General features: G+C 72.4%; 28 protein-coding genes and 3 tRNA genes. 13 read left to right on the forward strand and 18 right to left on the reverse strand.

From position 1 onward, the window contains the following. The 6 genes from ABD091_RS09565 to ABD091_RS09590 form a co-directional block, all read left to right on the forward strand. On the forward strand, positions 1-1,686 hold a 1,686-nt coding region (locus ABD091_RS09565; RefSeq protein ID WP_343917767.1), incomplete at its 5' end, for a DNA gyrase C-terminal beta-propeller domain-containing protein. After that, positions 1,686-2,276, forward strand: coding sequence for a DUF3566 domain-containing protein (locus ABD091_RS09570; RefSeq protein WP_343917769.1), 591 nt, complete (start codon positions 1,686-1,688; stop codon positions 2,274-2,276). The genes ABD091_RS09565 and ABD091_RS09570, both read left to right, overlap by 1 nt. A 95-nt stretch (positions 2,277-2,371) precedes the next feature. Then, a tRNA-Ile gene (locus ABD091_RS09575) sits at positions 2,372-2,448 on the forward strand. 176 nt (positions 2,449-2,624) lie between these two features. Next, entirely contained in the window at positions 2,625-2,879 is a 255-nt protein-coding gene (locus tag ABD091_RS09580; RefSeq protein WP_343917771.1) for a hypothetical protein, read from the forward strand. A 102-nt stretch (positions 2,880-2,981) separates the two neighbouring features. Beyond that, positions 2,982-3,116 carry a DLW-39 family protein gene (locus ABD091_RS09585; protein ID WP_343917773.1) on the forward strand — a complete coding sequence of 45 codons (135 nt, stop codon included), beginning with the start codon at positions 2,982-2,984 and terminating at the stop codon, positions 3,114-3,116. A 26-nt stretch (positions 3,117-3,142) separates the two neighbouring features. Further along, positions 3,143-3,215: transfer RNA gene (locus tag ABD091_RS09590), tRNA-Ala, on the forward strand. Positions 3,216-3,237: 22 nt separating this feature from the next. Here the strand turns inward: ABD091_RS09590 and ABD091_RS09595 are convergent. Next, the gene (locus ABD091_RS09595) at positions 3,238-3,528 is read right to left on the reverse strand and encodes a putative quinol monooxygenase (RefSeq protein WP_343917775.1); all 291 of its coding nucleotides are present in this window, start codon (positions 3,526-3,528) and stop codon (positions 3,238-3,240) included. Between the two features lie 92 nt (positions 3,529-3,620). Between ABD091_RS09595 and ABD091_RS09600 the strand changes: the two genes are divergently transcribed. Further along, positions 3,621-4,619 carry a hypothetical protein gene (locus ABD091_RS09600; RefSeq protein ID WP_343917777.1) on the forward strand — a complete coding sequence of 333 codons (999 nt, stop codon included), beginning with the start codon at positions 3,621-3,623 and terminating at the stop codon, positions 4,617-4,619. A gap of 7 nt (positions 4,620-4,626) precedes the next feature. Here the strand turns inward: ABD091_RS09600 and ABD091_RS09605 are convergent, their stop codons facing one another. From ABD091_RS09605 to ABD091_RS09615, 3 genes are all read right to left on the reverse strand, one after another. After that, positions 4,627-5,442: an MBL fold metallo-hydrolase gene (locus ABD091_RS09605; RefSeq protein WP_343917779.1), complete on the reverse strand. Its 816-nt coding sequence runs from the start codon at positions 5,440-5,442 to the stop codon at positions 4,627-4,629. A gap of 208 nt (positions 5,443-5,650) precedes the next feature. Beyond that, entirely contained in the window at positions 5,651-6,475 is an 825-nt protein-coding gene (locus tag ABD091_RS09610; RefSeq protein WP_343917781.1) for a rhomboid family intramembrane serine protease, read from the reverse strand. A 116-nt stretch (positions 6,476-6,591) separates the two neighbouring features. Beyond that, the gene (locus ABD091_RS09615; RefSeq protein WP_343917783.1) at positions 6,592-7,098 is read right to left on the reverse strand and encodes a peptidylprolyl isomerase; all 507 of its coding nucleotides are present in this window, start codon (positions 7,096-7,098) and stop codon (positions 6,592-6,594) included. 138 nt (positions 7,099-7,236) lie between these two features. On the opposite strand from ABD091_RS09615, the gene ABD091_RS09620 reads away from it, so the two are divergent. Then, positions 7,237-7,875 (forward strand): hypothetical protein, encoded by a 639-nt coding sequence (locus ABD091_RS09620; RefSeq protein WP_343917785.1) that lies wholly within the window; start codon positions 7,237-7,239, stop codon positions 7,873-7,875. Between the two features lie 59 nt (positions 7,876-7,934). Here ABD091_RS09620 and ABD091_RS09625 read toward each other — a convergent pair whose 3' ends face one another. Genes ABD091_RS09625 through ABD091_RS09650 form a run of 6 tightly spaced genes read right to left on the reverse strand, consistent with a single transcriptional unit; the run spans position 7,935 to position 11,813 of the window. Next, entirely contained in the window at positions 7,935-8,423 is a 489-nt protein-coding gene (locus tag ABD091_RS09625; RefSeq protein ID WP_343917787.1) for an ASCH domain-containing protein, read from the reverse strand. 9 nt (positions 8,424-8,432) lie between these two features. Then, complete coding sequence (locus ABD091_RS09630) at positions 8,433-9,419, reverse strand: 1-acyl-sn-glycerol-3-phosphate acyltransferase (RefSeq protein WP_343917789.1); 987 nt, start codon at positions 9,417-9,419, stop codon at positions 8,433-8,435. Then, on the reverse strand, positions 9,416-10,234 hold the full coding sequence (locus ABD091_RS09635) for a patatin-like phospholipase family protein (protein WP_343917791.1): 819 nt from the start codon (positions 10,232-10,234) through the stop codon (positions 9,416-9,418). Before ABD091_RS09635 ends, ABD091_RS09630 begins: the two co-directional genes overlap by 4 nt. Before the next feature lie 15 nt (positions 10,235-10,249). Further along, positions 10,250-10,630, reverse strand: coding sequence for a DUF3817 domain-containing protein (locus ABD091_RS09640; RefSeq protein ID WP_343917793.1), 381 nt, complete (start codon positions 10,628-10,630; stop codon positions 10,250-10,252). After that, positions 10,627-11,343 carry an SURF1 family protein gene (locus tag ABD091_RS09645; protein ID WP_343917795.1) on the reverse strand — a complete coding sequence of 239 codons (717 nt, stop codon included), beginning with the start codon at positions 11,341-11,343 and terminating at the stop codon, positions 10,627-10,629. Before ABD091_RS09645 ends, ABD091_RS09640 begins: the two co-directional genes overlap by 4 nt. Next, entirely contained in the window at positions 11,340-11,813 is a 474-nt protein-coding gene (locus ABD091_RS09650) for a cell division protein CrgA (RefSeq protein WP_343917797.1), read from the reverse strand. The genes ABD091_RS09645 and ABD091_RS09650 overlap by 4 nt, the downstream gene beginning before the upstream one ends. 66 nt (positions 11,814-11,879) lie before the next feature. On the opposite strand from ABD091_RS09650, the gene ABD091_RS09655 reads away from it, so the two are divergent. Then, positions 11,880-12,626, forward strand: a complete 747-nt coding sequence (locus ABD091_RS09655; protein WP_343917799.1) for a DUF881 domain-containing protein — start codon at positions 11,880-11,882, stop codon at positions 12,624-12,626. Between the two features lie 6 nt (positions 12,627-12,632). On the opposite strand, the gene pknB is transcribed toward ABD091_RS09655, so the two are convergent. From pknB to ABD091_RS09690, 7 genes are all read right to left on the reverse strand, one after another. After that, positions 12,633-14,327, reverse strand: a complete 1,695-nt coding sequence (gene pknB, locus ABD091_RS09660) for a Stk1 family PASTA domain-containing Ser/Thr kinase (RefSeq protein ID WP_417629422.1) — start codon at positions 14,325-14,327, stop codon at positions 12,633-12,635. Positions 14,328-14,380: 53 nt separating this feature from the next. Continuing rightward, positions 14,381-15,784, reverse strand: coding sequence for a serine/threonine-protein kinase (locus ABD091_RS09665; RefSeq protein ID WP_343917803.1), 1,404 nt, complete (start codon positions 15,782-15,784; stop codon positions 14,381-14,383). After that, positions 15,781-17,253: a peptidoglycan D,D-transpeptidase FtsI family protein gene (locus ABD091_RS09670; RefSeq protein WP_343917805.1), complete on the reverse strand. Its 1,473-nt coding sequence runs from the start codon at positions 17,251-17,253 to the stop codon at positions 15,781-15,783. The genes ABD091_RS09665 and ABD091_RS09670 overlap by 4 nt, the downstream gene beginning before the upstream one ends. A 93-nt stretch (positions 17,254-17,346) precedes the next feature. Continuing rightward, positions 17,347-18,744: an FtsW/RodA/SpoVE family cell cycle protein gene (locus ABD091_RS09675; protein ID WP_343917807.1), complete on the reverse strand. Its 1,398-nt coding sequence runs from the start codon at positions 18,742-18,744 to the stop codon at positions 17,347-17,349. Further along, entirely contained in the window at positions 18,744-20,027 is a 1,284-nt protein-coding gene (locus ABD091_RS09680; RefSeq protein WP_343917809.1) for a PP2C family protein-serine/threonine phosphatase, read from the reverse strand. The genes ABD091_RS09675 and ABD091_RS09680 overlap by 1 nt, the downstream gene beginning before the upstream one ends. 6 nt (positions 20,028-20,033) lie before the next feature. Beyond that, complete coding sequence (locus tag ABD091_RS09685) at positions 20,034-20,513, reverse strand: FHA domain-containing protein FhaB/FipA (RefSeq protein WP_343917812.1); 480 nt, start codon at positions 20,511-20,513, stop codon at positions 20,034-20,036. Further along, positions 20,506-21,228, reverse strand: a complete 723-nt coding sequence (locus ABD091_RS09690; RefSeq protein ID WP_343917814.1) for an FHA domain-containing protein — start codon at positions 21,226-21,228, stop codon at positions 20,506-20,508. Before ABD091_RS09690 ends, ABD091_RS09685 begins: the two co-directional genes overlap by 8 nt. A 144-nt stretch (positions 21,229-21,372) precedes the next feature. Here ABD091_RS09690 and ABD091_RS09695 point away from each other — a divergent pair. From ABD091_RS09695 to ABD091_RS09710, 4 genes are all read left to right on the forward strand, one after another. Further along, a tRNA-Leu gene (locus ABD091_RS09695) sits at positions 21,373-21,459 on the forward strand. Positions 21,460-21,526: 67 nt separating this feature from the next. Then, positions 21,527-22,699, forward strand: a complete 1,173-nt coding sequence (locus tag ABD091_RS09700; protein ID WP_343917816.1) for a thiolase family protein — start codon at positions 21,527-21,529, stop codon at positions 22,697-22,699. A gap of 18 nt (positions 22,700-22,717) precedes the next feature. After that, the gene (locus tag ABD091_RS09705; protein WP_343917818.1) at positions 22,718-22,975 is read left to right on the forward strand and encodes a DUF3072 domain-containing protein; all 258 of its coding nucleotides are present in this window, start codon (positions 22,718-22,720) and stop codon (positions 22,973-22,975) included. 65 nt (positions 22,976-23,040) lie between these two features. Then, positions 23,041-24,792: a peptidoglycan recognition protein family protein gene (locus ABD091_RS09710; RefSeq protein ID WP_343917819.1), complete on the forward strand. Its 1,752-nt coding sequence runs from the start codon at positions 23,041-23,043 to the stop codon at positions 24,790-24,792. A gap of 9 nt (positions 24,793-24,801) precedes the next feature. Here the strand turns inward: ABD091_RS09710 and ABD091_RS09715 are convergent, their stop codons facing one another. After that, entirely contained in the window at positions 24,802-25,632 is an 831-nt protein-coding gene (locus ABD091_RS09715) for a hypothetical protein (protein ID WP_343917821.1), read from the reverse strand.

Consider the following 25,632-nt stretch of genomic DNA (forward strand, 5'->3'; position numbering starts at 1 on the left):
CGCGTCGTCCTCAACAACCTGCTCAAGCACACCGAGCTCCAGACCAACTTCTCGGCCAACATGCTGGCCCTCGTCGACGGCGTGCCGCGCACGCTGACGATCGACCAGTTCATCAGCCACTGGGTCGCCCACCAGATCGACGTCATCCAGCGCCGCACCCGCTACCGGCTGCGCAAGGCCGAGGAGCGGGCCCACATCCTGCGCGGCCTGGTCAAGGCGCTCGACATGCTCGACGAGGTCATCGCCCTGATCCGCCGCTCGCCCGACGTCGAGCAGGCGCGCACGGGCCTGATCGAGCTGCTCGACGTCGACGAGCTCCAGGCCAACGCGATCCTCGAGATGCAGCTGCGCCGGCTCGCGGCGCTCGAGCGGCAGAAGATCATCGACGACCTCGCCGAGATCGAGATCGTCATTGCCGACCTCGAGGACATCCTCGCCAAGCCCGAGCGCCAGCGCGCCCTGGTCATCGAGGAGCTCACCGACATCGTCGACAAGTACGGCAACGAGCGGCGTACCCAGATCATCGCGGCCGACGGCGACCTCTCGATGGAGGACCTGATCCCCGACGAGGAGCTGGTCGTCTCGATCACGCGCGGCGGCTACGCCAAGCGCACCCTGCGCCACCAGTACCGCGTCCAGAAGCGCGGCGGCAAGGGCGTGCGCGGGGCGACGCTGCGTGGTGACGACGTCGTCGAGCACTTCATCGCGACCACCAACCACCACTGGCTGCTGTTCTTCACCACCGCGGGCCGGGTCTACCGGACCAAGGCCTACAACCTGCCCGAGGCGTCGCGCGACGCGAAGGGCGGCCACGTCGCCGGTCTGCTGTCGTTCCAGCCCGACGAGCAGATCGCGCAGGTGCTGGCGATCCGTGACTACGAGCAGGCGCCCTATCTCGTGCTGGCGACTCGTGCCGGCCTGGTGAAGAAGACCCGGCTCGGCGACTACAACAGCCCGCGCCAGGCCGGCGTCATCGCGATCAACTTCCGCGAGGACGACGACGAGCTGATCGGCGCCGAGCTGGTCAACGCGGAGGACGAGATCCTGCTGGTCTCCCGCAAGGGCCAGGCCGTGCGGTTCCGCGCCGACGACTCCCAGCTGCGGCCGATGGGCCGCGCGACGTCCGGCGTCACCGGGATGAAGTTCCGCGAAGACCTCGCCCAGCCCGACGCGGTGCTGTCGATGTCGGTGATCCGGGCGGCCGAGGCCGCGACCGAGGACAGCGACGAGGACGTCCAGTACGTCTTCACCATCACCGACGGTGGCTACGCCAAGCGCTCGCGCATCAACGAGTACCGCATCACCAACCGTGGTGGTCTCGGCGTGAAGGCGATGGCGCTGGCCAACGAGGACCGCGGCGTCCTCGCCGGTGCGTTCATCGTCGAGGACGGCGACGAGGTCCTCTCGATCACCCAGTCCGGCCAGGTCGTGCGCAGCCCGATCAACGCCGACTTCCGGCCGATGGGCCGCTCGACCCAGGGCGTGAAGTTCGTCTCGCCCAAGGCCGGCGACTCGGTCGCCGTGGTGGCGCGATCGGTGGAGGCCAAGGTCGAGGAGGAGGTCGCCGAGGAGATCGACGAATCGCCCGACTCGGGTCCGGATGCAACAATCGATGGATCGGACGCGTCCGACCAGACGGACACCGACGCGACCGAGACCGACGAATCCGGCACCCAGGAGGACTGATGACGGAGCGCACCAGTGAGCGGACAGCCGTCCGCAGCGGCGACTCCGGCTCCCGCGCCGACAGCACGGCCCGCAGCGCCGACCGGAAGGACGACGACACCGCGGCCCGGCCGCCGCTGACCGAGCGGATCCAGGCCAAGCTGGCCAAGGCCGCCGACGAGCACCGCGCCAACGCGGGGACGACGACCGCCGCGACGCGTGCTGACGCCGGGACGAAGCCGCCACGGCGCGCCCGGCTCCGGCTCACGCGCGTCGACCCCTGGTCGGTGATGAAGACGTCGTTCCTGCTCGCGGTCGCCTTCGGCATCGTCACCGTGGTCTCGGTCTTCATCGTGTGGAGCGTGCTCGGCGCCGCCGGCGTCTGGGACTCCATCAACGCCACGGCCAGCGACATCCTCGGCGACGAGGCGGCTGCCGGCTTCGACATCACCTCCTACATCGGCACCTCCCGGGTCATGGGCTTCACCATGCTCGTCGCGGTCGTCGACGTGGTGCTGCTGACGGCCGTCGCGACCCTCGGTGCGTTCCTCTACAACATGGCCGCCGCCCTCCTCGGTGGCGTCGAGGTGACCCTCGCCGAGGACCACTGAGGCACTCCCTCAGCCGAGCCGGCCGCCGTTTTGTGGCGCCTCCGACCGGTGGGGTAATCTCCACCGTCGGCAGCCGCTGGTGCGGCGGCCATCCCGGGCCTATAGCTCAGACGGTTAGAGCGCTTCCCTGATAAGGAAGAGGTCACAGGTTCAAGTCCTGTTAGGCCCACCAGCTGGTGCTGCAGCTCAGCACTCCACGACGCCCCTCGAGCCGATCCGGCCGAGGGGTTTCGCGTGTCACCGACGCTCCTGGAGCCGCCTCACGGCGGACGCCGGGGTACGGTGGGAGCAAGCCCGTCACGCTTCCGCACCCTGCGTCAGCACCGCGAGCAGGTCGGAGATGATGTGGTGGTCGACGACTCCCGTCCGGGGGCGGCCCTGAGGGAGCGCGTCGCCGCCTGCCGCCAGATGGTCGACGCCGCCCGCCTGAACCTCGACCGTGCGCGGGCGACGCGTCCCGACCTGGATCTGCGCGGGTTCCGTGCGGATCTGCTGTGGGCCCTCGAGGAGTATGAATCAGCCATCACGGAGGTGGGTGCACCCCTTCCACCCCGGCTGCGGCGCGAGATCCAGCTCTATCGTCAGCTCGCCGACCGACGGTGACCCCGGCGCGACGGCTCCCTACCTCGCAGACCAGGGACGGCGCCGGCCGACGTGCTTGGTAGCCTGTCCGCTCGCATCCACCGGTTCCTCCCAGGAGACACGATGAAGAAGGTCCTGCTGCTCGCGATCGCCGCCGCCGGCGCCGTGTTCGCGAAGAAGAAGCTCGACGCGGGCCGCAGCGAACAGGCGCTGTGGGCCGAGGCCACCGACTCCGTCGAGCCGACCCATCGCGCCTGACCTCCCTGTTCCACCCGCACCACCACGGGGCCTTGGCGCAATTGGTAGCGCACCTGCTTTGCAAGCAGGGGGTTAGGGGTTCGAGTCCCCTAGGCTCCACCGGACCACCACGGGCCCGGCTTCAGGCCGGGAGCAGGGGGTGGATCGCGATCTCGCCGGACAGCTTGCCCTCGGCGGCCGCCAGCGCAGCGGCGATGTGGGGCGTCTGCATGTGCCCGTCGAGCGCGTCCTGACCGGTCCACCGCTCGACGGTGACGAAGGTGCCGGGCGCGGCCGCCGACTCGTAGAGGTCGTAGGAGAGGCACCCCTGCTCCTCGCGGGTCGCCGCCACGAGGTCGTGCAGCGCGGCGCGCAGGTCGTCGACCGCCTCGGGCTTGACGGGAATGGTGGCCACCACGTGGAGCTCGCTCATCGGACGTCCCTCTCCGGCCGCGACGCGGTGCCCCGGTCCGCTCCGGAGGCTACCCCCGCCCCGCCCGTCGGGCGGTCACCTAGGCTCCCTGCATGCCGAGCGCTCGGACCCTCGTCGCCGTGACGGTGCTGGCCCTGGTCCCCCTCGCCGGCTGCCAGGCCGAGAAGGCGCCCGCGCGGCCGAGGCCGGTCGCGTCCGTGCCGCCGCAACCGGCGCCGGCGTACGACGCGGAGGCGGAGCCGGCCAGCGCGGTGCTGTCGCTGGTGCCGCAGGACGCCGACACCGTGACGGTGACCGACTGGGACGCGATCCGGGTCCAGCTCGGGCAGCCCGACCTGACGAGCGAGGGGCTCGGCACCGACCGGTTCGCCTTCTGGGAGCGTGCCGACACCGAGTCGGCGGCCTTGACGGAAGGGATGCTGCGAGCCGACGGATCCACCTTCGAGCTCGACTACGGCTTCACCCAGGACGACGTCGACTGGGAGGCCCACTGGCGGGGCGAGGACGGACGCGGCTTCGCGCTGGCGCTGCGGCCCGACCTCGCCCTCGACGGCGTGCGCCGTGCGATCGCCGACGGGATCGGCCCGCTCGAGGGTGCGGAGCTGCGCGCCGCGGACCACCTGGTCGTGGCCGGCACGAGCGAGACCGACGTGTGGGCCAACGAGGAGCAGTGGGAGCCGCTGGTCGCCGAGCCCGCGACCGCGACCTACCTCCAGCGCGGCTGCACCCCGCTCAACGAGGCGCTCGGCCCCGACGGTGACGCCGAGGCGCAGGCCGCGTTGCTGGAGAAGCACCCCGTGACGACGCTCGACGACGTGAGCGGGTTCGCGCTCGGCTTCGGCGACCACACCGCGATCGCGTGGTTCGAGCTCGGCCGCTCGGACCTCTTCGACCGGCTGCGCATCGGCGAGGACTGGCCGGTCCCGCCCTTCGCCCGCACCTTCACCAACGGGGCCGCGGACCCGTCCTCCGGCCGCCTCGGCTACGCCGTCGACGACCCGCCAGCGGCTGCCGGTCTCACCCTGCTGCGCGAGCTCCCCTTCTCCGTCTGCCCCGAGGTCGTCCCCTACGACGCGCCCACCGGCCTCTGAACGACGCTCACGGTGTCTGGAGGGCGGCGAGCTCGGTCGGGTCGTGGGCGCTGAAGACGGTCACGGGGTTGTCGGGCCAGGTCGTCTGGGCGGCGTGGAGGTCGCGGAGGCGCTGCTGGTTCGCGCGGCGCTGGGCGTCGTCGACGGCCATCAGCCGCTGGAAGAGCCGCAGGCCGGGCTTCGCGTGGCGCGGGGTCTCCTTCTCGCCGGCGTCGAAGTAGGAGTCGCCGGCGTGGAGCAGCCAGCCTCCGCCCTGGTCGGCCGGGCGACGTACGGCGACGCCGCAGTGGCCGCGGGTGTGGCCGTGGAGCGGGACGAGCAGGACGTCGTCGCCGAGGGCGGTGACGGCGCCGAAGCCGCACCACTCCTCGCCCTCGACCCGGTGGGTGACCCACTGCGGTCCGTGGGCCCACTGGGCGGCGACGTAGCGGGCCCTCTCCCGCACGGACGGGCTGGTGGCGGCGTCGAGCTCCGCCTGGTGGACGTGGATGCGGGCCCGGGGGAAGTCGGCGATGCCGCCGGCGTGGTCGAGGTCGAGGTGGGTCAGCACGATGTCGGTGACGTCGGCGGTGCTGTGGCCGAGCGCCTCCACCTGGGCGGCGGCCGTCTCGCCCTCCTCGAGCGCGGGCCGCAGACCCGCCACGAACGGGCGACCGAGCCGGGCCGGCTGGGCGACGTCGTCGCGGCCGAAGCCGGTGTCGACCAGGAGCAGTCCGTCGGGACGCTCGACGAGCAGGCAGTGGGCGACGAGGGCGGTCGGGGCCAGCCGGCCGCCGAGGGAGCCGTGCGGACGCAGCGTCCCGCAATTGAGGTGGTGGATCACGGGGTCAGGATCGCAGACCTCGGCGGCGCGACCGGGACGGTGACGGGCGGGGAGTTTGTCCACCGCTGTGCACACACCTGTGGAGAACTACACGCGTGTAACTCATCCACAGGCGTGTGCACAACTGTGGGAAATGTGGACGTGTGACCCGGGTCCTGTGGACAGGACGCGCTCGGGATCCCCACATGTGGGGACGGCGCCCGGGAGGTCAGCCGAGCGTGAGGGCGCGGACCACGCAGGCGGCGAGCAGCGCGACCACGAGGGCGGTGGTGCCCACGAGCTGCCAGAGACCGCGCTGCTGGCGGGGGGAGTAGACCAGGACCGCCGTGGTCAGCAGGCCCCCCACGAGGCCGCCGAGGTGGCCCTGCCAGGAGATGAAGCTGCTGCCGGCCACGGTGATGACCAGGTTGACGCCGAGGATCAGCAGGATCGGCTGGAGGTTGGCGCCGACCTTGCGGGCGATGACGAGGAAGGCGCCGAGCAGGCCGAAGATCGCGCCGGAGGCGCCGAGGGTCTGGACCTGCTCGCCCGACAGCCACATGACGGCCGTCGAGCCGGCGAGGGCGGAGACGAGGTAGAGCGCGAGGAACCGCAGCCGACCGAGCGTCGCCTCGAGCTGGGGGCCGAGGACCCACAGGGCGAGCATGTTGAAGGCGATGTGCCAGATCTCGACGTGGGAGAAGGCGTTGGTGAGCAGCTGCCAGTAGGCGCCGTCCGCGACGCCGGGCACCCACGAGGCCCCCGGCACCACCTGGCAGGTCTGCTCCGCGGCGACCTGGGGGTAGTAGCCGCCGCGCACGGCGTCGCAGCGACCCAGCGGCATCAGGGCGAGCGCGTCGACGACGCGGCTGCGGCTGCCGCCGGAGAACTGGATGCCGAGCCAGACCGCGAGGTTCAGGCCGATCAGCACGAACGAGGTCAGGGCCGGGTTGGCCGAGCGCCGGCCGCCGTAGGCCGCACGACCCTGCCGGGTCTGCTTGGCCCCCTCGGCGACGCAGGAGGGGCACTGGAACCCGACCGCCGCCTCACGCATGCAGTCGGGGCAGATCGTCCGCTCGCACCGTTGGCAGCGGATGTAGGACTCCCGGTCGGGGTGCCGATAACAGGTCGGCACCCCCTGACCGGGAGCCTGCGGGTCGGGCTGGCCGGTCAGCCGACGACCTCGACCGACTCGATGACGACCGGGTCGTTGGGGCGGTCCATCGCCCCGGTGGAGACGGCGGCGATCGCGTCGACGACGTCGCGCGAGGCCTGGTCGGCGGCCTCACCGAAGATGGTGTGACGGCCGTTGAGCCACGGGGTCTGGCCGACGGTGATGAAGAACTGGGAGCCGTTGGTGCCGGGGCCGGCGTTGGCCATCGCGAGCAGGTAGGGCTTGTCGAAGGTGAGGCCGGAGTTGACCTCGTCGCCGAAGGTGTAGCCCGGGCCACCGGTGCCGGTGCCGAGGGGGCAGCCGCCCTGGATCATGAAGCCGGGGATGACCCGGTGGAAGGTCAGGCCGTCGTAGAACGGGCCGCTGCGGCCGTTGCCCGCGTCGTAGTCCTTCGTGCCCGCGGCCAGCCCGGTGAAGTTCTCGACCGTGCGCGGGGCGTGGTCGGGGAACAGGTCGAGCGTGATGTCGCCGTGGTTGGTCTTGAGGATCGCCTGCTGCGCCATGGAACTGCCTTCTCGGTCGCTGGTGCTGGGATGTCTGGCGCCCTCGATCCTGCCAGAGCGGTCCCACCACCCGTTGGGTGGCTGGTCCGCGGTTGCGGGGCATGATGGGATGGGAGCACACGAGCGAGAGGAACTCCGATGGGCATCCGCCGCAAGAAGACCTTCATGGAGCAGGCCGCCGACTACGTCGAGCAGGCCGTCGAGCAGGTCCGCCCCCACGTCGAGCACGCCGTCGACACGGCGAAGGACCGCGCGGTTCCCGCGATCGTGGAGGCCAAGGACAAGGCGGTCGAGAAGGCCGGTCCCGTGATCGCCGACGCCCGCGACCGCGCTCGGCCCGTGATCGCCGACGGCACCGCGCTCGCCGCCGACAAGGCCGCCCTCGTCGCTGCTGCCGCGTCCGCGAAGGCGGCCGAGGGCAAGGACCTCGCCGCGGCCAAGGTCGCCGAGCTCAAGGGCGAGGAGCCGAAGAAGAAGCACCGCTTCCGCAAGTTCCTCATCTTCACCGGTCTCGCCGCCGGCGCCGCCTTCGTCGCCTCCAAGCTGAAGGCCGGCCAGGACAGCAAGAACTGGCAGTCCTCCTACACCCCGACCCCGCCGCCGGCCCCGGCTCCCGCGCCGGCCGCCGCCCCGGCTCCTGCCGAGAGCGCGGCCGACGACACCGCCGGCTCCTCGCCCGACGAGGCGATGTCCGACGAGGCCGAGTCGGCCCACGAGATCACCACCCCCGACGAGCCCGTCGAGGAGACCGTGGTCGAGGACACCAAGAAGCCCTGACCCCCTGACGTACGCCGAGGGGCCCGGGTCGCGCTGTCGCGACCCGGGCCCCTCGTCGTTCAGTCGGCGAGCTCCGGCGGCCAGACCACCCGGAACCGCTCGAAGACCAGCTCGATGTCCTCGGAGTAGTCGAGTCCGAGGGCGGCGCAGGCGCGACGGAAGTAGCGGCGGTGCCCGTCGAGCCAGCTCTCGAGCGTGCGGTCGTACTCGCCCTCGTCCCAGGCGAACCGGGCGTCGACCGACGACATCGGACCGAGCCGGAGCTCGGTGGTGCGCAGCACGACGCGCGGCGTACCGCTGCCGTCGCAGGCGATCCAGTGGCCGCCGATACGCGGGAGGGGCTCCTCCTCGGCGACGAAGCCGGCCACCATGCCGGCCGTGGCCCGCTTCGGACCGTCGGTCACGAACGCGAGCAGCTCGTCGGCCAGCTCCGGTGAGTCGCCGAACGCCTCGGCGACCAGCGGCTCGTCGCGGACGAGCGGGTGGGCGGCGCGGTAGTCGGCCCACATCCGGGCGGCGGCGTCACGATCGGGGACGGGCGCGGTCACGAGGTGAGCCTAGGCCTGCTGGGCGGCGACCCAGTCGTCGATCCGCTCCCACCAGCCGAAGAGCCACTCGATCCGCTCGTCCCGGCCGGCGGGGATCTCCTCGCGCGGCACCTGCCACCAGCGCATGACGATCCGCTTGTCCATGGGCAGCTCGCGCCACAGGTCGCCGACCGTCAGCAGGTGGTCGAGCCCGGTGTGGGCGACGAGCACCACGTCGGCGTCGGGGGCCCCGTCGAGCGCGGCCAGGAACCCGCCCGGCCGCGGGGCGAGGACGTGGGTCATCGCCTCGGCCCGCTCGGCCATCCGGTGGAGGCCGAGCGTGTGGAGCCGGTCGATGCCCTTCTGCCGCCGCGCCTGGGTGAAGTTGCCGCCCTCGGGGAAGATGACGAACGCGTCGTCGGCGTCGAGGCCGCGGGCGAGCTCCTCGATGTGGTGCTCGATCTCGCCGCCGCGCGGGTCGACGAAGCGTGCGGGGATCCGGTTGAGCAGGACGTCGATCGCCGGGTCCCACGCGAGCGTGTCCTTGAGGACGACCCGCGGTTCGCGGTGGTACCAGTGCATGAGCGCGTGGATGAGCGTGAAGGAGTCACCCGGGCCGGCGTGACGGCAGGCGACCAGGAGGGGAACACCGGGGTGGGCGTCCGGGGTGGGTCCGTCGGTCTCGATCGTCAGTGCCAGCACGCGGCGCGCCTCGCGGAAGAACACCCACATCACGCCCTGGACCAGGTCGTAGTGGATGCCCTCGAAGTAGGCCGACCGCAGCCGTCGGCCGAAGCCGGCCGCGAACCACAGCCCCCACATCACCAGCAGCAGCAACGCCTCGCAGGTGAGGTAGAGCATCACGACCCACAGCAGGCGCAGCGCCCGCCAGCGCCCCGGCAGCACCGGGGAGAGCAGGGCCGCGGCGATCAGCCAGACCGGCAGGGTCAGCCAGAGCAGCGCCGTGACCACGATCGCGAGGGGGGCGAGCACGCCCCGCCGGAGCAACCAGGTCACAACCGGTCAAGGTAGTCGCACGTGGCGGCGTACGTCGCCTCGATCCGGTCCTCGACGCTGCCGAAGTCGCGCTGGGCCCGCATCGTGTCGTCGCGCGCGGACGTGCCGCGGGCCGGCAGCACGTGGGCCTCGACCGTCTCGGGGAGCTCGGCCATCTCGCGGGTGAACCGGTGGCGCCGGGCGATCTCGAAGGAGACCCGGGCGACCTCCCAGGGTCGCTGGGGCGGCTTGAGCGGGCGGTCGATCCGGCCGACCTGGAGCACGAACAGCCGGGTGGCGCCGAGCTGGACGGCGCGCGCGACCGGGATCGAGTTGACCATGCCGCCGTCGAGGAAGTGCTGGCCGTCGATCTCCACCGGCGGCAGCAGCCCCGGGACCGCCGCGCTGGCCAGCACGGCGTCGACGACCGGCCCCCGCTCGAACCAGTGCTCCGAGGCGCTCTCGATGTGGGCCGCGCAGGTCTGGAAGCGCACCGGGAGGTCCTCGATCAGCTGGCCCCCGAGCTCGTCGTCGAGGCGCTGGCGCAGGGGGGAGGAGGAGAAGAGGTGGGTGCCGCTCGAGACCGCGCGGCGCACGGTGCGCAACGGCCGGTCGCCGTAGACCTCGCGCCCGCTGCTCACCTCGAGCCAGATCTCGGTGAGCCGGTCGATGACGGCGAGGCTGGGCTCGCGGGCGACCATCGCCCCGTTGAGTGCGCCGACGCTGGTGCCGAGCACGAGGTCGGGCCGGACGTCGCGCTCGAGGAGCGCGCGCAGCATCCCGACCTCGACCGCGCCGAGGACTCCGCCACCGCCCAGGACGAAGGCCGTGGTCATGGGCGGGTCACGGCCTCAGGCCAGCTCGGGGTGCTCGGCGCGCACCCGCGCGGTCGCGCGGTGCTCGGCCCAGAACGAGAGCAGCGGGATCGTGCCGCAGACCAGCGTCACGAGCGTGAACGGGATCTCCCAGCGCGCCCGGCGCGACAGGAGGAAGGCCGTGACCAGGAAGATCATGTAGAGCCAGCCGTGGGCCACGCCGAGGTAGGTCGTGATCGCCTCGCCGACCGCATGGGGCGTCGAGCCGACCGCGAAGAGCTCCGGGGTGCTGGGGAAGACACCCCACATGCTGCTGCCGTCGAAGTTGGCGAGCGGGACGCCGATCAGGATCAGCACCACGAGCAGGACGCCGACGACGGTGGCCATGACGCGGTAGCGCAGCAGCGGGGACCTCACTCCTCGAGCCTATCGACCGGGTCGGAGGCGTCCATGAGGTGGCGCACCCACACGAAGACCGCGAAGACGCCGAAGATCCACCACTCGAGGGCGTAGAGGAAGTTGCGCAGGCCGGTGAAGCGATCCGGTTGCGGCAGCTGCTCCAGGCTCGCCGGTGTCAGTCCCCCGGTGGGCTGCTGGCTCACGAGGTAGCCGCTGTAGAGGTCCTCGTCGAGCCGCTGCACCAGGTCGGCCGGGCGCAGCTGGGGCAGGACGTCGTCGGTGGGGTCGTCGTCGGCCGCGCCCGTGCCCTCGCCGGGCTGCAGCCAGCCGGTCAGCTCCGCGTCACCGTCGACGGATGGCGCGGAGGGCCGGTCGCTCACGCCGCGTACGACAGGCAGCGCGGCCCCGTCCGCCGCGGGGTCGGCGACGACCAGCGGGGTCACCACCCACCAGGAGTCGCCGCGGGTGACGAAGACGGTCGCCTCGTCGACCCAGGTGCCGCTGACGGTGACCGGCTGGCCCACCGACGGCGCGGGGAACGGGTCGTCGGGACCCAGGACGTCGGACAGGGCGACCGGGTCGCGGTCGGTCAGGTCGAGGGCGGAGGCGTCACGCTCGGCCTGACCCGCGCCGTACTGCCAGGAGCCGAGGGCGACGGCGCCGCCGAGGAGGACCGCCACCAGCAGGTGGCCGGGCCAGCGGCGCGGGGCCCACGGCCCGTCAGGGTTCACTCCCAGCGGGTGGCGAAGCTGAAACCGACCGCCATGAAGGCGATGCCGACCACGAGGTTGTACTGGCCGAGGTCGTTGATGACCGGGATCGCCGACGGGTCGTTGCTCACGACGTAGAAGGTGCAGATCCAGATCAGGCCCACCAGGAAGCAGCCGAGCATCCCGACCACCACGCCGCGGCCGCGGCCGAGCGGGGTCGAGGGGTGGGCGGACGCCGCGAGGCCGAGGAGCAGCAGGCCGAAGCCGATCGCGTAGTTCCAGTCACCGAGGTCGGCCATGAACTTCGGGCTCCCGGCCTTGGGTGCGGGGACCACCGTCGGGTCGACGCGCACAGCGGCGTAGTAGAAGACGATCCACGCGATGCCGACGACCATGAAGAGCAGGGCGACGACGAACCGGGCGCCGAAGGACCTGCCTTCGCCGGCCACGTCGGTCATCTGCTGCTGGGCCTTCGCCTTGGGCTTGGACACCGGGACTCCCTCTGCTGGACTGCCGCACTGCGGTTTTCGCTGGAACGCGGGGTTAGCGTAGTCGCCATGACGCCGGATCCCGACTCGACGCCGCCCCGCACGGGGTGGCGGTTCGGCACGCCGCTGGTCGTCGGGGCGTGCGGGGTGCTGTTCGTGACCAGCTTCGTCAACAGCGAGGGCACCGACCTGCGGCCGGGCCGCTACACCGACCTCGCGTCGGTCGTCGAGGCCGAGAACAGCCAGTACGAGGACCTCGAGGAGCGCCTGGGCGAGCTCTCCGCCGACGTCGAGCAGCTCACCGGCCGGGTCGGCAACGCCGGCACCCGCAAGCTCCAGGACCGGGTCGAGGAGCTCAAGGGGCCCGCCGGGCTGGAGCCGGTCTCCGGACCGGGGCTCACCGTGGTCCTGTCCGACGCCCCGGCGGAGGTCATCAACTCCTCCGACCAGCCGCTGAAGTGGCTGGTGGTCCACCAGCAGGACATCCAGGCCGTCGTCAACGCGATGTGGGCCGGCGGCGCGGAGGCCGTCACGATCCAGGGCCAGCGCATCGTGTCCACGAGCGGCATCAAGTGCGAGGGCAACGCGGTCATGCTCGGCGGCGGCGTCTATCCCCAGCCCTACACGATCTCGGCCATCGGCAATCCCGCCGCGCTCGAGGCGGCGGTCCTCCAGGACGAGGACACCGCGTTCTTCCGGCGCGACGCCCTCCAGCCCGACATCTCCGTCGGCTTCGACATGGCCCAGGAGGCCGACCTCGACATGCCGGCCTACGGCGGCGTGCTGGGCCGCACCTACGCCGAGCCGATCAGCTGACCCCGGTCAGGGGGTCGAGCCGATGGTCGGGCTGTCGGTCGGCGGTCCGGGGCTGTCCGTGGTGGTCTCGGACGGCGACTCGCTCGGCGACTCCGACGGCTTCTCGTAGTCGGAGACCACGATCGTCACCGTGTCGCCCTCGTCGGCCTCCTCGCCCGCCTCCGGGCTCTGCTGGATCACCTCACCCTTGGGACGCTTGGTGTCGGAGGACTTCACGACGTTGACGTTGAACCCGGCCTCCTCGAGGATCCGCTCGGCGTCCTCCTGGGTCTCGCCGACCACGTCCGGGACCTCCTCGGGACCGTCGGAGTAGAAGACGGTGACGGTGCTGCCCTCGGCGATGCTGTCGTTGGTCGTGGGGTCGGTCGCCACGACGATGTTCTTGGGCTCGTCGGACTCGCGCTCCTCGAAGCGCGGCACCAGCCCTCGCTCCTCGATCGCGGCGGCCGCCTCCGCCCGGGTGAAGCCGATGACGTAGGGCACCTCCACGAGCGGCTTCCCCTCGGAGACCACCAGCGTGACCAGGCTGTCCGGCTCGGCGAACTGGTCGGCGTTCGGCTCCTGCTCGAGCACCACGTTGGTCTTCACCTCGGAGTCGGGGCGGTATTCCACGTCGACCCGGAAGCCGGCGTCGCCGAGCTCGGTGCGGGCGGCCTTCTCCTTCATGCCGATCACGTCGGGCACCCGGGTCTGCTCCGGCGGTGACTCGAACAGCCGGGGCAGGAGGTAGGCCGCGCCGCCGATCAGCAGGAGCAGCAGCAGCCCGAGCAGCCAGAGCAACCCGGTCCGGGACCGTCCCTCGTCCTCGCCGTCCTGGACGGGCAGGGCACCGGTGGTGGGCACCCCGCCGACCGGGGCGCCGACGACCGTCGGGTTGTCGACCGGCAGGGGCGGCGGCGGGGTCGCGTGGACCGGCCGGCCGCCGAGGTAGCGCTCGATGTCGCTGCGCATCGCCGCCGCCGACTGGTAGCGGTCCTCGACCCGCTTCGCCAGCGACTTCATGACGATCGCGTCGATCGCCTCGGGCAGCGTGGTGTCGTGGTCCGACGGCGGGACCGCCGGCTCGCGCACGTGCTGGTAGGCGACGGCGACGGGGCTGTCGCCGACGAACGGCGGGCGGCCGGTGAGGAGCTCGTAGAGCAGGCAGCCGGCGGAGTAGACGTCGGAGCGCGAGTCGACCGTCTCGCCGCGCGCCTGCTCCGGGGAGAGGTACTGCGCGGTGCCGACGACGGCCGCGGTCTGGGTCATCGTCGAGGACGCGTCCGAGATCGCCCGCGCGATGCCGAAGTCCATCACCTTCACGTCGCCGCTGGGGGTGAGCATGACGTTGCCGGGCTTGATGTCGCGGTGGATGATGCCCGCGCGGTGGGAGTAGTCGAGGGCGGAGAGGACGCCGCTGGTGATCTCGAGGGCACGCTCGGGGAGGATCTTGCGGCCCTCGCGGAGCACGTCGCGCAGCGTCCGGCCGGCGACGTACTCCATGACGATGTAGGGCTGGGCGATCCCCGAACCGTCCTCCGCCTCCTCCTCGCCGGTGTCGTAGACGGCGACGATCGAGGGATGGTTGAGCGACGCGGAGGACTGGGCCTCGCGCCGGAACCGCGCCTGGAAGGTCGCGTCGCTGGCCAGGTCGGTGCGCAGCCGCTTGACGGCGACCACGCGGCCGAGGCGGGTGTCGGTGCCCTTGCGGACCTCCGCCATCCCGCCGCGTCCGAGCAGCTCGCCGAGCTCGTAGCGTCCGCCGATCAGGCCGGTCACTGGTCCTCCTCCACGGTCGTGGGTGCGCTGGTCGCGGTCGCGGTCGGGGTCGCGGGCGGGTCGGGGGCCGGCTCGGCGCCGGTGTTGCTGCCGTTCCCGTTGCCGGTGTCGGTCGCCGTCGCGGTCGGGTCCGGGGTCTGGGTCTGGGTCGGCTCTGTCGTCTGGGTCGGTTCCGTCGTCTCGGTGGGCGTCGGGTCCGGCTCCTGCGAGGTGGGCGACTGCTCCGGCGTCTCCTGGGTCGGCGACTGCTCCTCGGTCGCCGTCTCCTCGGGGGTCCGGGTCGGCCGGTCGCGCTTCGTCTGGCTCGGCGTCGGGTCGTCGGTCGGCTCCTCGTCGCCGCCGGTCAGCGCGACGGCCGCGAACGCCACGAGGGCGACGAGCAGCACCACGGCGAGGACGATCCACAGCCACGGCCGCGATCGCTTCTCCTCCTCGGGCGGCGGCACGGGGGTCGACGCGGTCGGCGTCGGCGCGGCCGCCGCGGCACCGACCACCGCCGGCATCACCGCGGTGGCCGAGCCCGCGGCGGGGACGACGGCCGTCGCGGCGGCGGCGGACGGGTCGCGCAGCGCGGCCGCGAAGGCCGTGGCGTTGGCGTAGCGCTCGGAGGGCTCCTTGGCCATCGAGCGGGTGACGACCGCGGCGAGGTCGGCAGGGACGCTGTCGGGCAGCGGCGGCACCGGCTCGCGGACGTGGGCGAGCGCCGTCGCGACCGGGGTCGATCCCTGGAACGGGCGCTGGGAGGTGAGGCACTCGTAGGCCACCACGCCGAGCGAGTAGACGTCGGACGCCGGCGTCGCCTGGCCGCCCTGCGCCTGCTCGGGCGAGATGTACTGCGGGGTGCCCATGACCTGACCGGTCTGGGTGAGCGCCATCCCCTCCAGCGCCCGGGCGATGCCGAAGTCGGTGATCTTGACCGTGCGGTCGGGGGTGACGATGAGGTTGGCCGGCTTCACGTCGCGGTGGACGATGCCGGCGGCGTGGGCGGCTCCGATCGCGGCGGCCGCCTGGCCCATCAGGTCGCGCGTCACGTCGGGGTCGAGCGGCTGGCCGGGCCGGATCAGCGCGGACAGCGGCTGGCCGTCGACCAGCTCCATCACGAGGTACGGGCGGGGCGAGCCGTCGCTGTGGCCCTCCCTCGACACCGCCTCGCCGAAGTCGTAGACCGCGGCGACGCCCGGGTGGTGGAGCGCGGCGGCGTGCTGGGCCTCGGAGGAGAACCGTGACCGGAACGTCGCGTCGTCGGCGTACTCGGCCTTCAGCAGCTTGACCGCGACGGTCCGGCCCAGCGTGGTGTCGGTGGCACGCCAGACCTCGCCCATGCCGCCGGTCGCGATGCGGGAGTCGAGGCGGTAGCGGTGGGCGTCGTCGGCGAAGGTCTCCCCGGGGGTCTCGCTCACGGGTCGATCACCGCCTCCATCACGGCCTTGGCGATCGGTCCGCCGAGCGCACCGCCGGCGATCTCGTCGGTCGCGCGGCCCGGCACCTTCTGGAGCATCACCGCGACGGCGACCTCGGGGTCCTCGGCAGGCGCGAAGGAGGTGAACCAGGCGTACGGGGCCTGGCCCTCGACGCCGCTCTGGGCGGTGCCGGTCTTGCCGGCGACGTCGTAGCCGGGGATCGCGGCCGGGTTCGCCGTGCCGTTGCTGACCGTCTCGACCATCAGGTCGGTGATCACGTCGGCGGTCGAGGCGCTGACCGCCTGCGAGATCTCCTCGGGGTCGGTCTTCGGGAGCGGCGCGAGCTCGGGCGTCAGGATGGCGTCGACGACGTAGGGCCGCATCACGGTGCCGCCGTTCGCGATCGCGGCCGAGACCATCGCCATCTGCAGCGGGGTGGCCTGCACCTCGAACTGGCCGATGCCGGACTGACCGGTCTCCGGCGGGTTCATGTTCTTCGGGAAGTTCGACTGCGCCTGGGGCGAGAGGTCCTCGAGGTAGTCGCTGTTGAACCCGAAGGCCTCGGCCTGGTCGAGCATCGCGTCGGCGCCGACCTCGACGGCGAGCTTGGCGAAGGTGGTGTTGCAGGACTGCGCCATCGCCTGGGTGAACGGGATCTTGTCGGTGCCGCAGGACCGGCCCTCGTTGTCGATGAGCCCGGAGTCGCCGGTCGTCTGGGGGAGCTGGTAGGTCGCGCCTCCGGGGACCTGGGACTGGGCGTCGTAGCCGAGCTCCTCGATGGCGGCCGCGGCGGTCACCAGCTTGAAGGTCGAGCCCGGGGCGAGCCGGGTCTGGATGGCCCGGTTGAGCAGCGGCTCGTCCTCGCGGTCCTGCAGCGCCTCGGCGCGGTCGGCGACGTCGCCGAAGTCGTGGGACGCGAGCTCGTTGGGGTCGTAGGTCGGCAGCGACGCCATCGCGAGGATCTTGCCGGTGCTGGGCTCGATCGCCACCACCGAGCCCTCGACGCCGTCGCCGAGCGCGGAGAGCCCGTCGAACGCGGCGGTCTGGGCGTCGGGGTCGATGGTGAGCTGGACGCTGCCGCCCTTGGTGCCGTCGTTGCTGAGCAGGTCGACGAGGCGGGTGACGAAGAGCCGCTCGTCCTCGCCCGAGAGGACCGAGTTCTGGGACTGCTCGATCCCGGTCTGGCTGAAGTAGGAGAACCAGCCGGTGAGGTGGGCGTACTTGGCGGGCTGGGGGTAGGTGCGCTGCCACTCGTAGCGGTCGTCGCTGCGCTCGCTCTTGGCGATGGCCGTGCGTCCGACGAGGATCGCACCTCGCTCGCTGGAGAACGACGCCTCGAGGACGCGCCGGTTGCGCGGGTCGTCGTTGAGGGCGCCCGCCCGCCAGTACTGCAGGTAGGTGACGTTGAGCATCAGCGCCAGGAACAGCAGCAGGCAGAAGATCGAGATGGTGCGGATCGGCTTGTTCATCGGGCACCGCCCCCGGCGGTGAACCGATGGACGAGCCACCGGTGGTTGAGCGGCGAGCGCCAGCGAGCCATGTCGAAACCGTTCATGTCGGGGTCACGCCTTCACGGCCTTGACCACCTGGGTGGCCTCGGAGTCGGCGTCGGCGTCGTCGGGGGTGAGCGACGGGGCGGGGCGGCGGGCCTGGTCGGAGATCCGCAGCAGCAGCGCGATGATCACCCAGTTGGCGACCAGGCTCGAGCCGCCGTAGGAGAGGAAGGGCGTGGTGAGGCCGGTCAGCGGGATCAGGCGGGTGACGCCGCCGATGACGACGAAGACCTGGAGCGACAGCACGCCGGCGAGGCCGGTCGCGACCAGCTTGCCGAAGCCGTCGCGGCAGACCAGGGCCGCACGCAGCGCGCGCTCGACGAGCAGGCCGTAGAGCAGCACGACGGCGATGACGCCGGTCAGGCCGAGCTCCTCGCCGATCGCGGCGACGATGAAGTCGGACTCGGCGTAGGGCACCCGCTCGGGGGAGCCGTCGCCGAAGCCGCGGCCGAGCAGCCCGCCCCAGCCCATCCCGAACATCGCCTCGACGGGCTGGAAGGCGCGGTCGTCGGTGCCGGGGCCGTAGTGGGCGAAGGGGTCGAGCCAGATGTCGACGCGCGAGCGGACGTGGCCGAAGAGCTGGTAGGCGATCGCGGCGCCGCCGAAGAAGAGGGTGCCGCCGACGACCAGCCAACCGGGGCGCTCGGTGGCGACGTAGAGCATCGCCAGGAACAGGCCGAAGAAGAGCAGGCTGGAACCGAGGTCGCGCTGGAAGACCAGGATGCCGAGGCTGACCAGCCACATCGCGAGGATCGGACCGAGGTCGCGACCGCGGGGCAGGTCGACGAACAGCACCCGCCGACCGGCGAGCGCGAGCGCGTCGCGGTGGAGGACGAGGTAGCCGGCGAACGCGATCACCAGCAGCACCTTGGCGACCTCGCCCGGCTGGAAGCTGAAGCCCAGCAGCTGGATCCAGATCCGCGCGCCGTTGATCGTGGCGCCCAGCCCGGGGACCAGCGGCAGCAGGAGCAGCAGGATCGAGAGCAGTCCCAGGGTGTAGGTGAAGCGCTGGAGGACCCGGTGGTCGCGGAGGAACACCAGCGTGAGCACGAAGAGGCCGACCCCGACCGCCATCCAGATCAGCTGGCGTCCGGCGAACGCGGTGCCCTCGACCAGGTCGAGCCGCCGGATGACGGCCAGCCCGAGCCCGTTGAGGGCGGCCACGACGGGCAGCAGCACCGGGTCGGCGTAGGACGCGGTGAGGCGGACGGTCACGTGGGCGGCGACGACCAGCGCCGCGAGCGTGCCGCCGTAGCCGATGATGTCGGCGGGGACGGTGCCCTCGACGCCGAGACCGACCGCGGCGTAGGCGCCGATGCCGACGGCGAGCGCCAGGACGAGCAGGAACAGCTCCGCTCCGCGCCGGCGGCGGTGGACGAAGCCGAAGAGGGCACCGGTCTGCGCCATCAGCCGTTCTCCGTCCCGGTCGAGCCGGCGTCGGTGCCGGACTGCGGGACCAGGTTGGAGACCGTGCCGCGAGCGGTGTCGAGGTCGCCGGCGCCGATGCCTTCCTCGACCTGGCTGCGGTCGTAGTCGCTGAGGCTGTCCATCTCGATGTCGGTGACCTCGTAGGGCGAGGAGAGCTCGAGTCCGGGGAGACTGCCGTCGACGCCCCGGTAGATCGCGACCTTCCCGTCGTACTCGCTCACGTAGTACTGCTGCTGGCTCCACGACCACGCACCGGCGGCGGCGACCCAGACCAGCCCGACCACGGCGACGAGCGCGAGGACCCGGCGTACCCAGGTGAAGCGTCGCGGTGGCTGGGGCGCGTAGCGCGCCTCCTCGGGGTCGATCGGGTCGGTCCGGGTGGCGTAGCCGTCGATGTCGTCGGGGATCTCGGCGTCGACCGGCTCGAGCTCTCCGGTGTCGCCCGACCGGTGGCCGCGGAACAGGCCGGTGACACCGCGGCCGCGGCGGGGCAGCTCGGCGGCCGCGCCGACGAGCATCGGCTCGACGCCGGTGTCGGGATCGCCCTCGGCGACGTCGGCGACCAGGCAGGTCACGTTGTCGGTGGAGCCCGCGGCGAGGCTGGCGCGGACCAGCTCGACCGCGGCGAAGTCGGCGTTGCCGCTGCCGAGGATGTCGGCGAGGCGGGTGTTGTCGAGCACGCCGCAGGCGCCGTCGGAGCAGAAGAGCAGCCGGTCGCCGAGCTCGAGCTCGACGACCTCGAGGTCGGGCTCGAGGTCGTGGATGCCGTCGACCGCGCGGAGGATCAGGTTGCGGTGGGGGTGGACCCGCGACTCCTCCTCGGTGATCTGGCCGTCGTCGATGAGGGTCTGGACGAAGGTGTGGTCCTTCGTCAGCTGGCGCAGCTCCCCGCCGCGCAGGAGGTAGGCGCGGCTGTCGCCGACGTGGCCCAGGCCGAGCCGCTCGCCGTCGAAGACCGCCACCGTCGCGGTGGTGCTGGTGCCCGAGAGCGCGGGGTTGTCGTCGACGAGCTCGCCGATCTTGTCGTGAGCGCGGTGGAGGGCGCCACTGACGTGACCGAGCAGGTCGTCGCGGTGGCCGTCGGCCGGCCCGGCGTCGAGGCCACGGAGCGCGCTGATCGCGGTGGAGGAGGCGATGTCGCCCCGGGCGGCACCGCCGACGCCGTCGCAGACGGCGATCACGTGGGGGCCTGCGTAGCCGGAGTCCTGGTTGTCCTTGCGGACCCGGCCGACGTCGGAGATCGCGGCGTAGTCGAGACGCATCAGGCGCTACTTCCTCAGCTCGAGGATCGTCTTGCCGATGCGGACCTGCGTTCCGAGCGCGAGCGTCGTGGGCTGGGTGATGCGCGCGGTCCCGACGTAGGTGCCGTTGGTCGAGCCGAGGTCCTCGACGAACCACTGGTCGGCGGAGGAGGCGATCCGGGCGTGGCGGGTCGAGACGTAGTCGTCGTCGAGCCGGATCGCCGCGTCGTTGCCGCGGCCGATGAGGATCGGGGCCTGGTCGAGCTCGGCGCGCTCGCCGGCGTTGGCGCCCTCGACGACCAGCACGTGGGTCGGGCTGCCGCGCTTCTTCGCCGGCTGCTTGGCCGGCTTCTGCTTCTTGGGCTTGCCGCCGCCGGCGCCGCGACCGGTGTCGGGCACGCGCGCGCCGAACATGTCGGAACGGACGACGGAGATGGCGGAGAGCACGAAGATCCACAGGATCGCGAGGTACGCGACCCGGATCAGGAACAGCGTGAGCTCAGACATGGGGGTCCTTCTCGGTCTCCGCGACGATCCGCACGGTCATGGTGGTGTTGCCGATCTTGACCTCGGAACCGTCGCGCAGGGCGGTCGAGGAGATCCGGTGGCCGTCGACCAGCATGCCGTTCGTGGACCCCAGGTCGCGAACCCGCACGTCGAGCACGCCTCCGTGGCCGGCGACCGAGAACTCGATGTGGCGCCGGCTCACGCCCGGGTCGTTGATCCGGATGTCCGCCTCGGTGCCGCGACCCACGACCATCGCCGGCGGGTGGAGCGGGTGCTGGGTGCCGTTGATGACGACCAGCGCCTTCGCCCGCGTCACCTGGGTGTGGGTGGCGTTGCTGCGGACCTGGGCCTGCGCCTCGCTGCGGATCCGGAACCGCCCGGTCGTGAGGTCCTCGGAGGCCTCGAAGTCGACGCTGATCTCACCGGGGAAGACGTAGCCCTGGGCGTCGGCGTGCTCCTGGAGCTGGTCGCGCAGCTCGCGAGCCATCGTCGCGTCGTAGGCCGACAGTCGCTGGAGGTCGGTCTCGGAGAGCTCGACGTGGAAGCGGTTGGGCACCATCCGGCGGTCGCGGGACATGATCTGGGCGTTGTTGTCGCACTCCCGCTGGAGCGCTGCGGCGATCTCCACCGGTTGCACCGCGCTGCGGAACGCCTTGGCGAACGCACCCGAGATGGCCTGCTCGAGCCGTCGCTCGAAGTTCTGCAGTGCCCCCACGCGTCGCCTCCTCTCACTGCCGGATCAGTCCCGCGATCGTATCGGTGAGCCCCGTGCCTCGCGTCCACCCCGCGCTGGACGGGCGTCCGTCACGGCTCGGTTTGGGGATGATCTGGGCGCTGGGATAGCCTGAGCCCGCTTCTCGCGCGAGTGGCGGAATAGGCAGACGCGCACGGTTCAGGTCCGTGTGTCCGAAAGGACGTGGGGGTTCAACTCCCCCCTCGCGCACCACCTCGAAGGCCCCGGGTCACCCCGGGGCCTTCGTCGTTCCCCGGGGGCGGCGGGCATCATCGGGTCCATGACGAGCTGCTTCGTGTACGCCGCCGCGCGGACCCCGTTCGGCAGGTTCGGCGGCGCCCTGGCCGGCGTACGACCCGACGACCTGGCGGCGACGGCGCTCTCGGCGGTGCTCGCGAAGGCCCCGGGCCTGGACCACGACCGGATCGGCGACGTGGTCTGGGGGTGCGCCAACCAGGCGGGTGAGGACAACCGCAACGTCGGCCGGATGGCCGTCCTGCTCGCCGGCCTGCCCGTCGGCGTACCTGCCACCACGATCAACCGGCTGTGCGGGTCGTCGCTCGACGCCGCGATGCAGGCCTCCCGGACCGTCGAGTCCGGGGACGCCGACGTCGTCGTCGCGGGAGGCGTGGAGTCGATGACCCGGGCGCCGTGGGTCATGCCCAAGCCGTCGCGTGCCTTCCCGGCCGGCAACGTCGAGGCGGTCTCGACGGCGCTCGGCTGGCGGCTGGTCAACGAGCGGATGCCGGCCGAGTGGACAGTCTCGCTCGGCGAGAGCAACGAGCAGGTCGCCGCCGAGCTCGGCATCGGCCGCGAGCGCCAGGACGAGTTCTCCATCCGCTCCCACCGGCTCGCGGCGCAGGCCTGGGACGACGGCCGCTACGACGACCTCGTCGTCCCCGTGCCGGGCGCCGACCTCGCGCGCGACGAAGGCATCCGCGCCGACTCCACCGTCGAGAAGCTCGCCGGGCTCAAGCCCTCATTCCGCCCCGACGGGACGATCACGCCCGGCAACGCGTCGCCACTCAGCGACGGTGCGGCCGCGCTGCTGCTCGGTGCGGAGGGTGCGGTCGACCTGCCGCCGCTGGCGCGAGTCGCAGGGCGCGGGGCCGCGGCCCTCGAGCCGCAGCGCTTCGGCCTCGCTCCCGTCGAGGCCGCGAACCGGGCCCTCGCCCGCGCCGGCATCGGCTGGGACGACGTCGCCGCCGTCGAGCTCAACGAGGCCTTCGCCGTCCAGTCGCTCGCCTGCCTCGACGCGTGGCCGGTCGACCACGAGCTCGTCAACGCCTGGGGCGGGGCGATCGCGATCGGCCACCCGCTGGGCGCGTCGGGCGCCCGGGTCCTCGGCACCCTCGCGCACCGGCTGCGCACGACGGGCGACCGCTGGGGCCTCGCCGCGATCTGCATCGGCGTCGGACAGGGGCTCGCGGTCGTGCTGGAGAACGTCTCCTGAGCGCGCTACGTTCGAGGCATGAGTGAATCGAACACACATTCGACCAGCGATGCCGCCGGCGACGACGTGATCGGCGCCGACGCCCCCACCACCACCGAGAAGGATCCTGCCGAGTGGACCACCGGCGACGAGCCGATGACCGGCGCCCAGAAGAGCTATCTCGACACCTTGGCGCGCGAGGCAGGCGAGACCCTGCCTGCCGACCTCACCAAGGCCGAGGCCTCGGAGCACATCGAGCGCCTGCAGTCGGCGACCGGGCGGGGCGAGCAGGCCTGAGCCGACGACGGGCGCCCGGCCGCGCCTGACCCGATCGACCACCCTCGGCGGTTAACGTGGCGCGTGTGACTCGTGGGGACGGAGTCGTCGGTGGGACCCACCGACGACCGCTGCTGAAGCTTGCCGCCGGTGGGGCCGCCCTGGCCTCCGTCGGGGTGGCGGCGCGCGTCGCGCTGCACCCCGGGGACGACGACGGGCCGCCGAGCGGCGGCGGCCTCGTGCTCTCCGCCGACGACGGCAGCGACGTGAAGTCGCTCTCGGTGCGCCTCGGGGACGAGCTGCTCCCGAAGCAGGCGGCGGGCCGGTGGGAGAGCCAGCGGCTGCCGACCTCGGTGCACTCGATGGTCGGGTTCACCTGGGCCGTCGGCGCGACCGCGCCCGTCGTACGCGTGCGCTCGCGGGTCGACGGCGTGTGGTCGGGCTGGCAGCGCGTCTCGCTGCTCCACGACGTGCCCGAGGACACGACCCGGCTCGGCACCGACCTGGTGTGGATCGGCCGGGCGACGGGCGTCCAGGTCCGGGTCGACGGCCACCGACCGGACGACCTGACGCTGGTGCTCCTCCACCCGGCGAAGCGGGCCGCCGACGCGCTGCTCGACCAGCAGGTCGCCGCGCGGTCCACGACGCCCGACGCCGAGGACACCACCACGGCGCGCGTGAAGCGGCCCGACCTGATCGGCCGCAGCGACTGGGGCGCCAACGAGCGCCTGCGCAGCGGGCGGCCGAGCTACAACGACACCCTCAAGCAGGTGCACGTCCACCACACCGTCAACGCCAACGACTACGCCCGTGGCGACGTCCCGGCGTTGATCCGGGGCATGTACGCCTACCACACCCAGAGCCTCGGCTGGTCCGACATCGGCTACAACTTCCTCGTCGACCGCTTCGGCCGGACCTACGTCGGTCGGGCCGGCGGGGCCGGCCGGCTGGTCCGTGGAGCCCACACGCTGGGCTTCAACCACAACTCCACCGGCATCTCGTGCATCGGCAACTTCGAGACCGGCAGTCCCTCCAACGCGATGCTCAGCGGCGTCGCCGCGATCGCCGCGTGGAAGCTGTCGATCTACGGCGGCAAGCCGCGCGAGAAGGTGACGGTCCGGTCCGAGGGCAGCGACAAGTACGCCGCCGGGCGGACGGTCCGGCTGCCGGTCATCGACGGCCACCGCGACACCAACGACACCGCCTGCCCGGGCACGAACCTCTACACCCGGCTGCCCGCGATCCGGAAGCGCGCCAACAAGCTGATCCGGGCCGCCAACCAGACCGGGATCGAGGTCACCCGGGCCGCGAGCCTGAGCGGCACACCCGCGCTGGGGTCGACCGTCCGGGCCAACCCCGGCCGCTGGACCCCGTCGGCCGCCGTGCCGTCCTACCTCTGGTTCCGCGACGGCGAGAAGATCAAGGGCTCCCGTGAGCAGGTCTACACCGTCCGCCCCGCCGACGTCGGCCACCGGCTCACCTGTCGCGTGCAGCTGTCGGGCGAGGGGTTGGAGACGGTCCAGCAGGTCCCCGACGAGCTGCCGGTCACGACCGCGCAGGCCGTCCTCGACTTCGAGACCTCCGTCAACCGCCGCGTGGTCATCGTCAAGGTCGAGGTGCACGCCCCCGACCACGTGCGCCCCGCTCCGACCGGCAAGGTCAAGGTCACCGTCGGCGAGCGCTCGCGCACCGTGACGCTCTCCGACGACGGTCGCGCGGTGGTGAAGTTCGGCCGGCACCGCAAGCACCCCAAGGGCCGCTTCCCCGTCGTCGTCGAGTATCTCGGCGCCTCCCCGTTCACCGGCGCCTCCGCGACCGGCACGGTCCGCGTCGGCTGACGCGGCTCGCTAGTCGCGCGCGGCGCAGGCGACGTCGAGCGCGTCGGTGGCGGCGTCCATCGCGGCGAGGGGAACCTCGACCTGGTGGGCCACCGGGCGACCGTCGCCGACCCTCAGGTGCATGAGGAAGTCGAAGGGTGCGGTGGCCTGGCCGCGCGCGTGCTCGTCGCAGCGGTTGCCGGGAGTGATCTCCAGCGGCACCTCGACCCGCTGCTCGCCGGCCTCGAGCGTGGTCGGGCCGGGCAGCCGCAGCCCGTGGAGGACGCTGCCGTCCACGTCGGTGACGGTGACGGCCTCCTCGCCGTCGCGCCGCTCGAGGCCGATCCAGCCGAGCGCCCGCGCGTCGACCCCCTGGCCGACGACCCGCCACTGCGGCGAGTAGGTGATGGCGACCGTCGACTCGATGTAGGCGGTGTCGCACTGGGTGCGCCACAGCCGTCGGAGGTACGTCGCCCCGGTGGCCTCGAGCTCGGCGCGGATGGTCCCGGTCGAGGTCGTCACGATCCCGACGGGCGCCTCGTCCGTCGGCTCGCAGGTCGGGTCGGGCAGGTCGAGCTGGAGGTCGAGCGTCCGGCCGGCGGGGATGGTGGGGTCGGCCGGTGACGGCTCGCCGCCGGCGTAGCCGGGCCACTCGACGGCCACGGACTCGACGACCAGGTCGTCCTCGCCGGTGTTGGTCACCCGCAGCAACGCGTGGCGGGTGCCCTCCTTCGGGATCAGCTGGGTGAACCCGAGGGTGGCGGTGGGCGCCGGCGCCTCCGGCGTCGCCGGTGCCCCGCTGCAGCCGCCGAGCAGCAGGACGGCGACCACCACGGTCGCCGCCGCCCGTCGCCTGCTCAT

This window comes from Nocardioides aestuarii (assembly GCF_039527245.1).
GTDB lineage: Bacteria > Actinomycetota > Actinomycetes > Propionibacteriales > Nocardioidaceae > Nocardioides > Nocardioides aestuarii.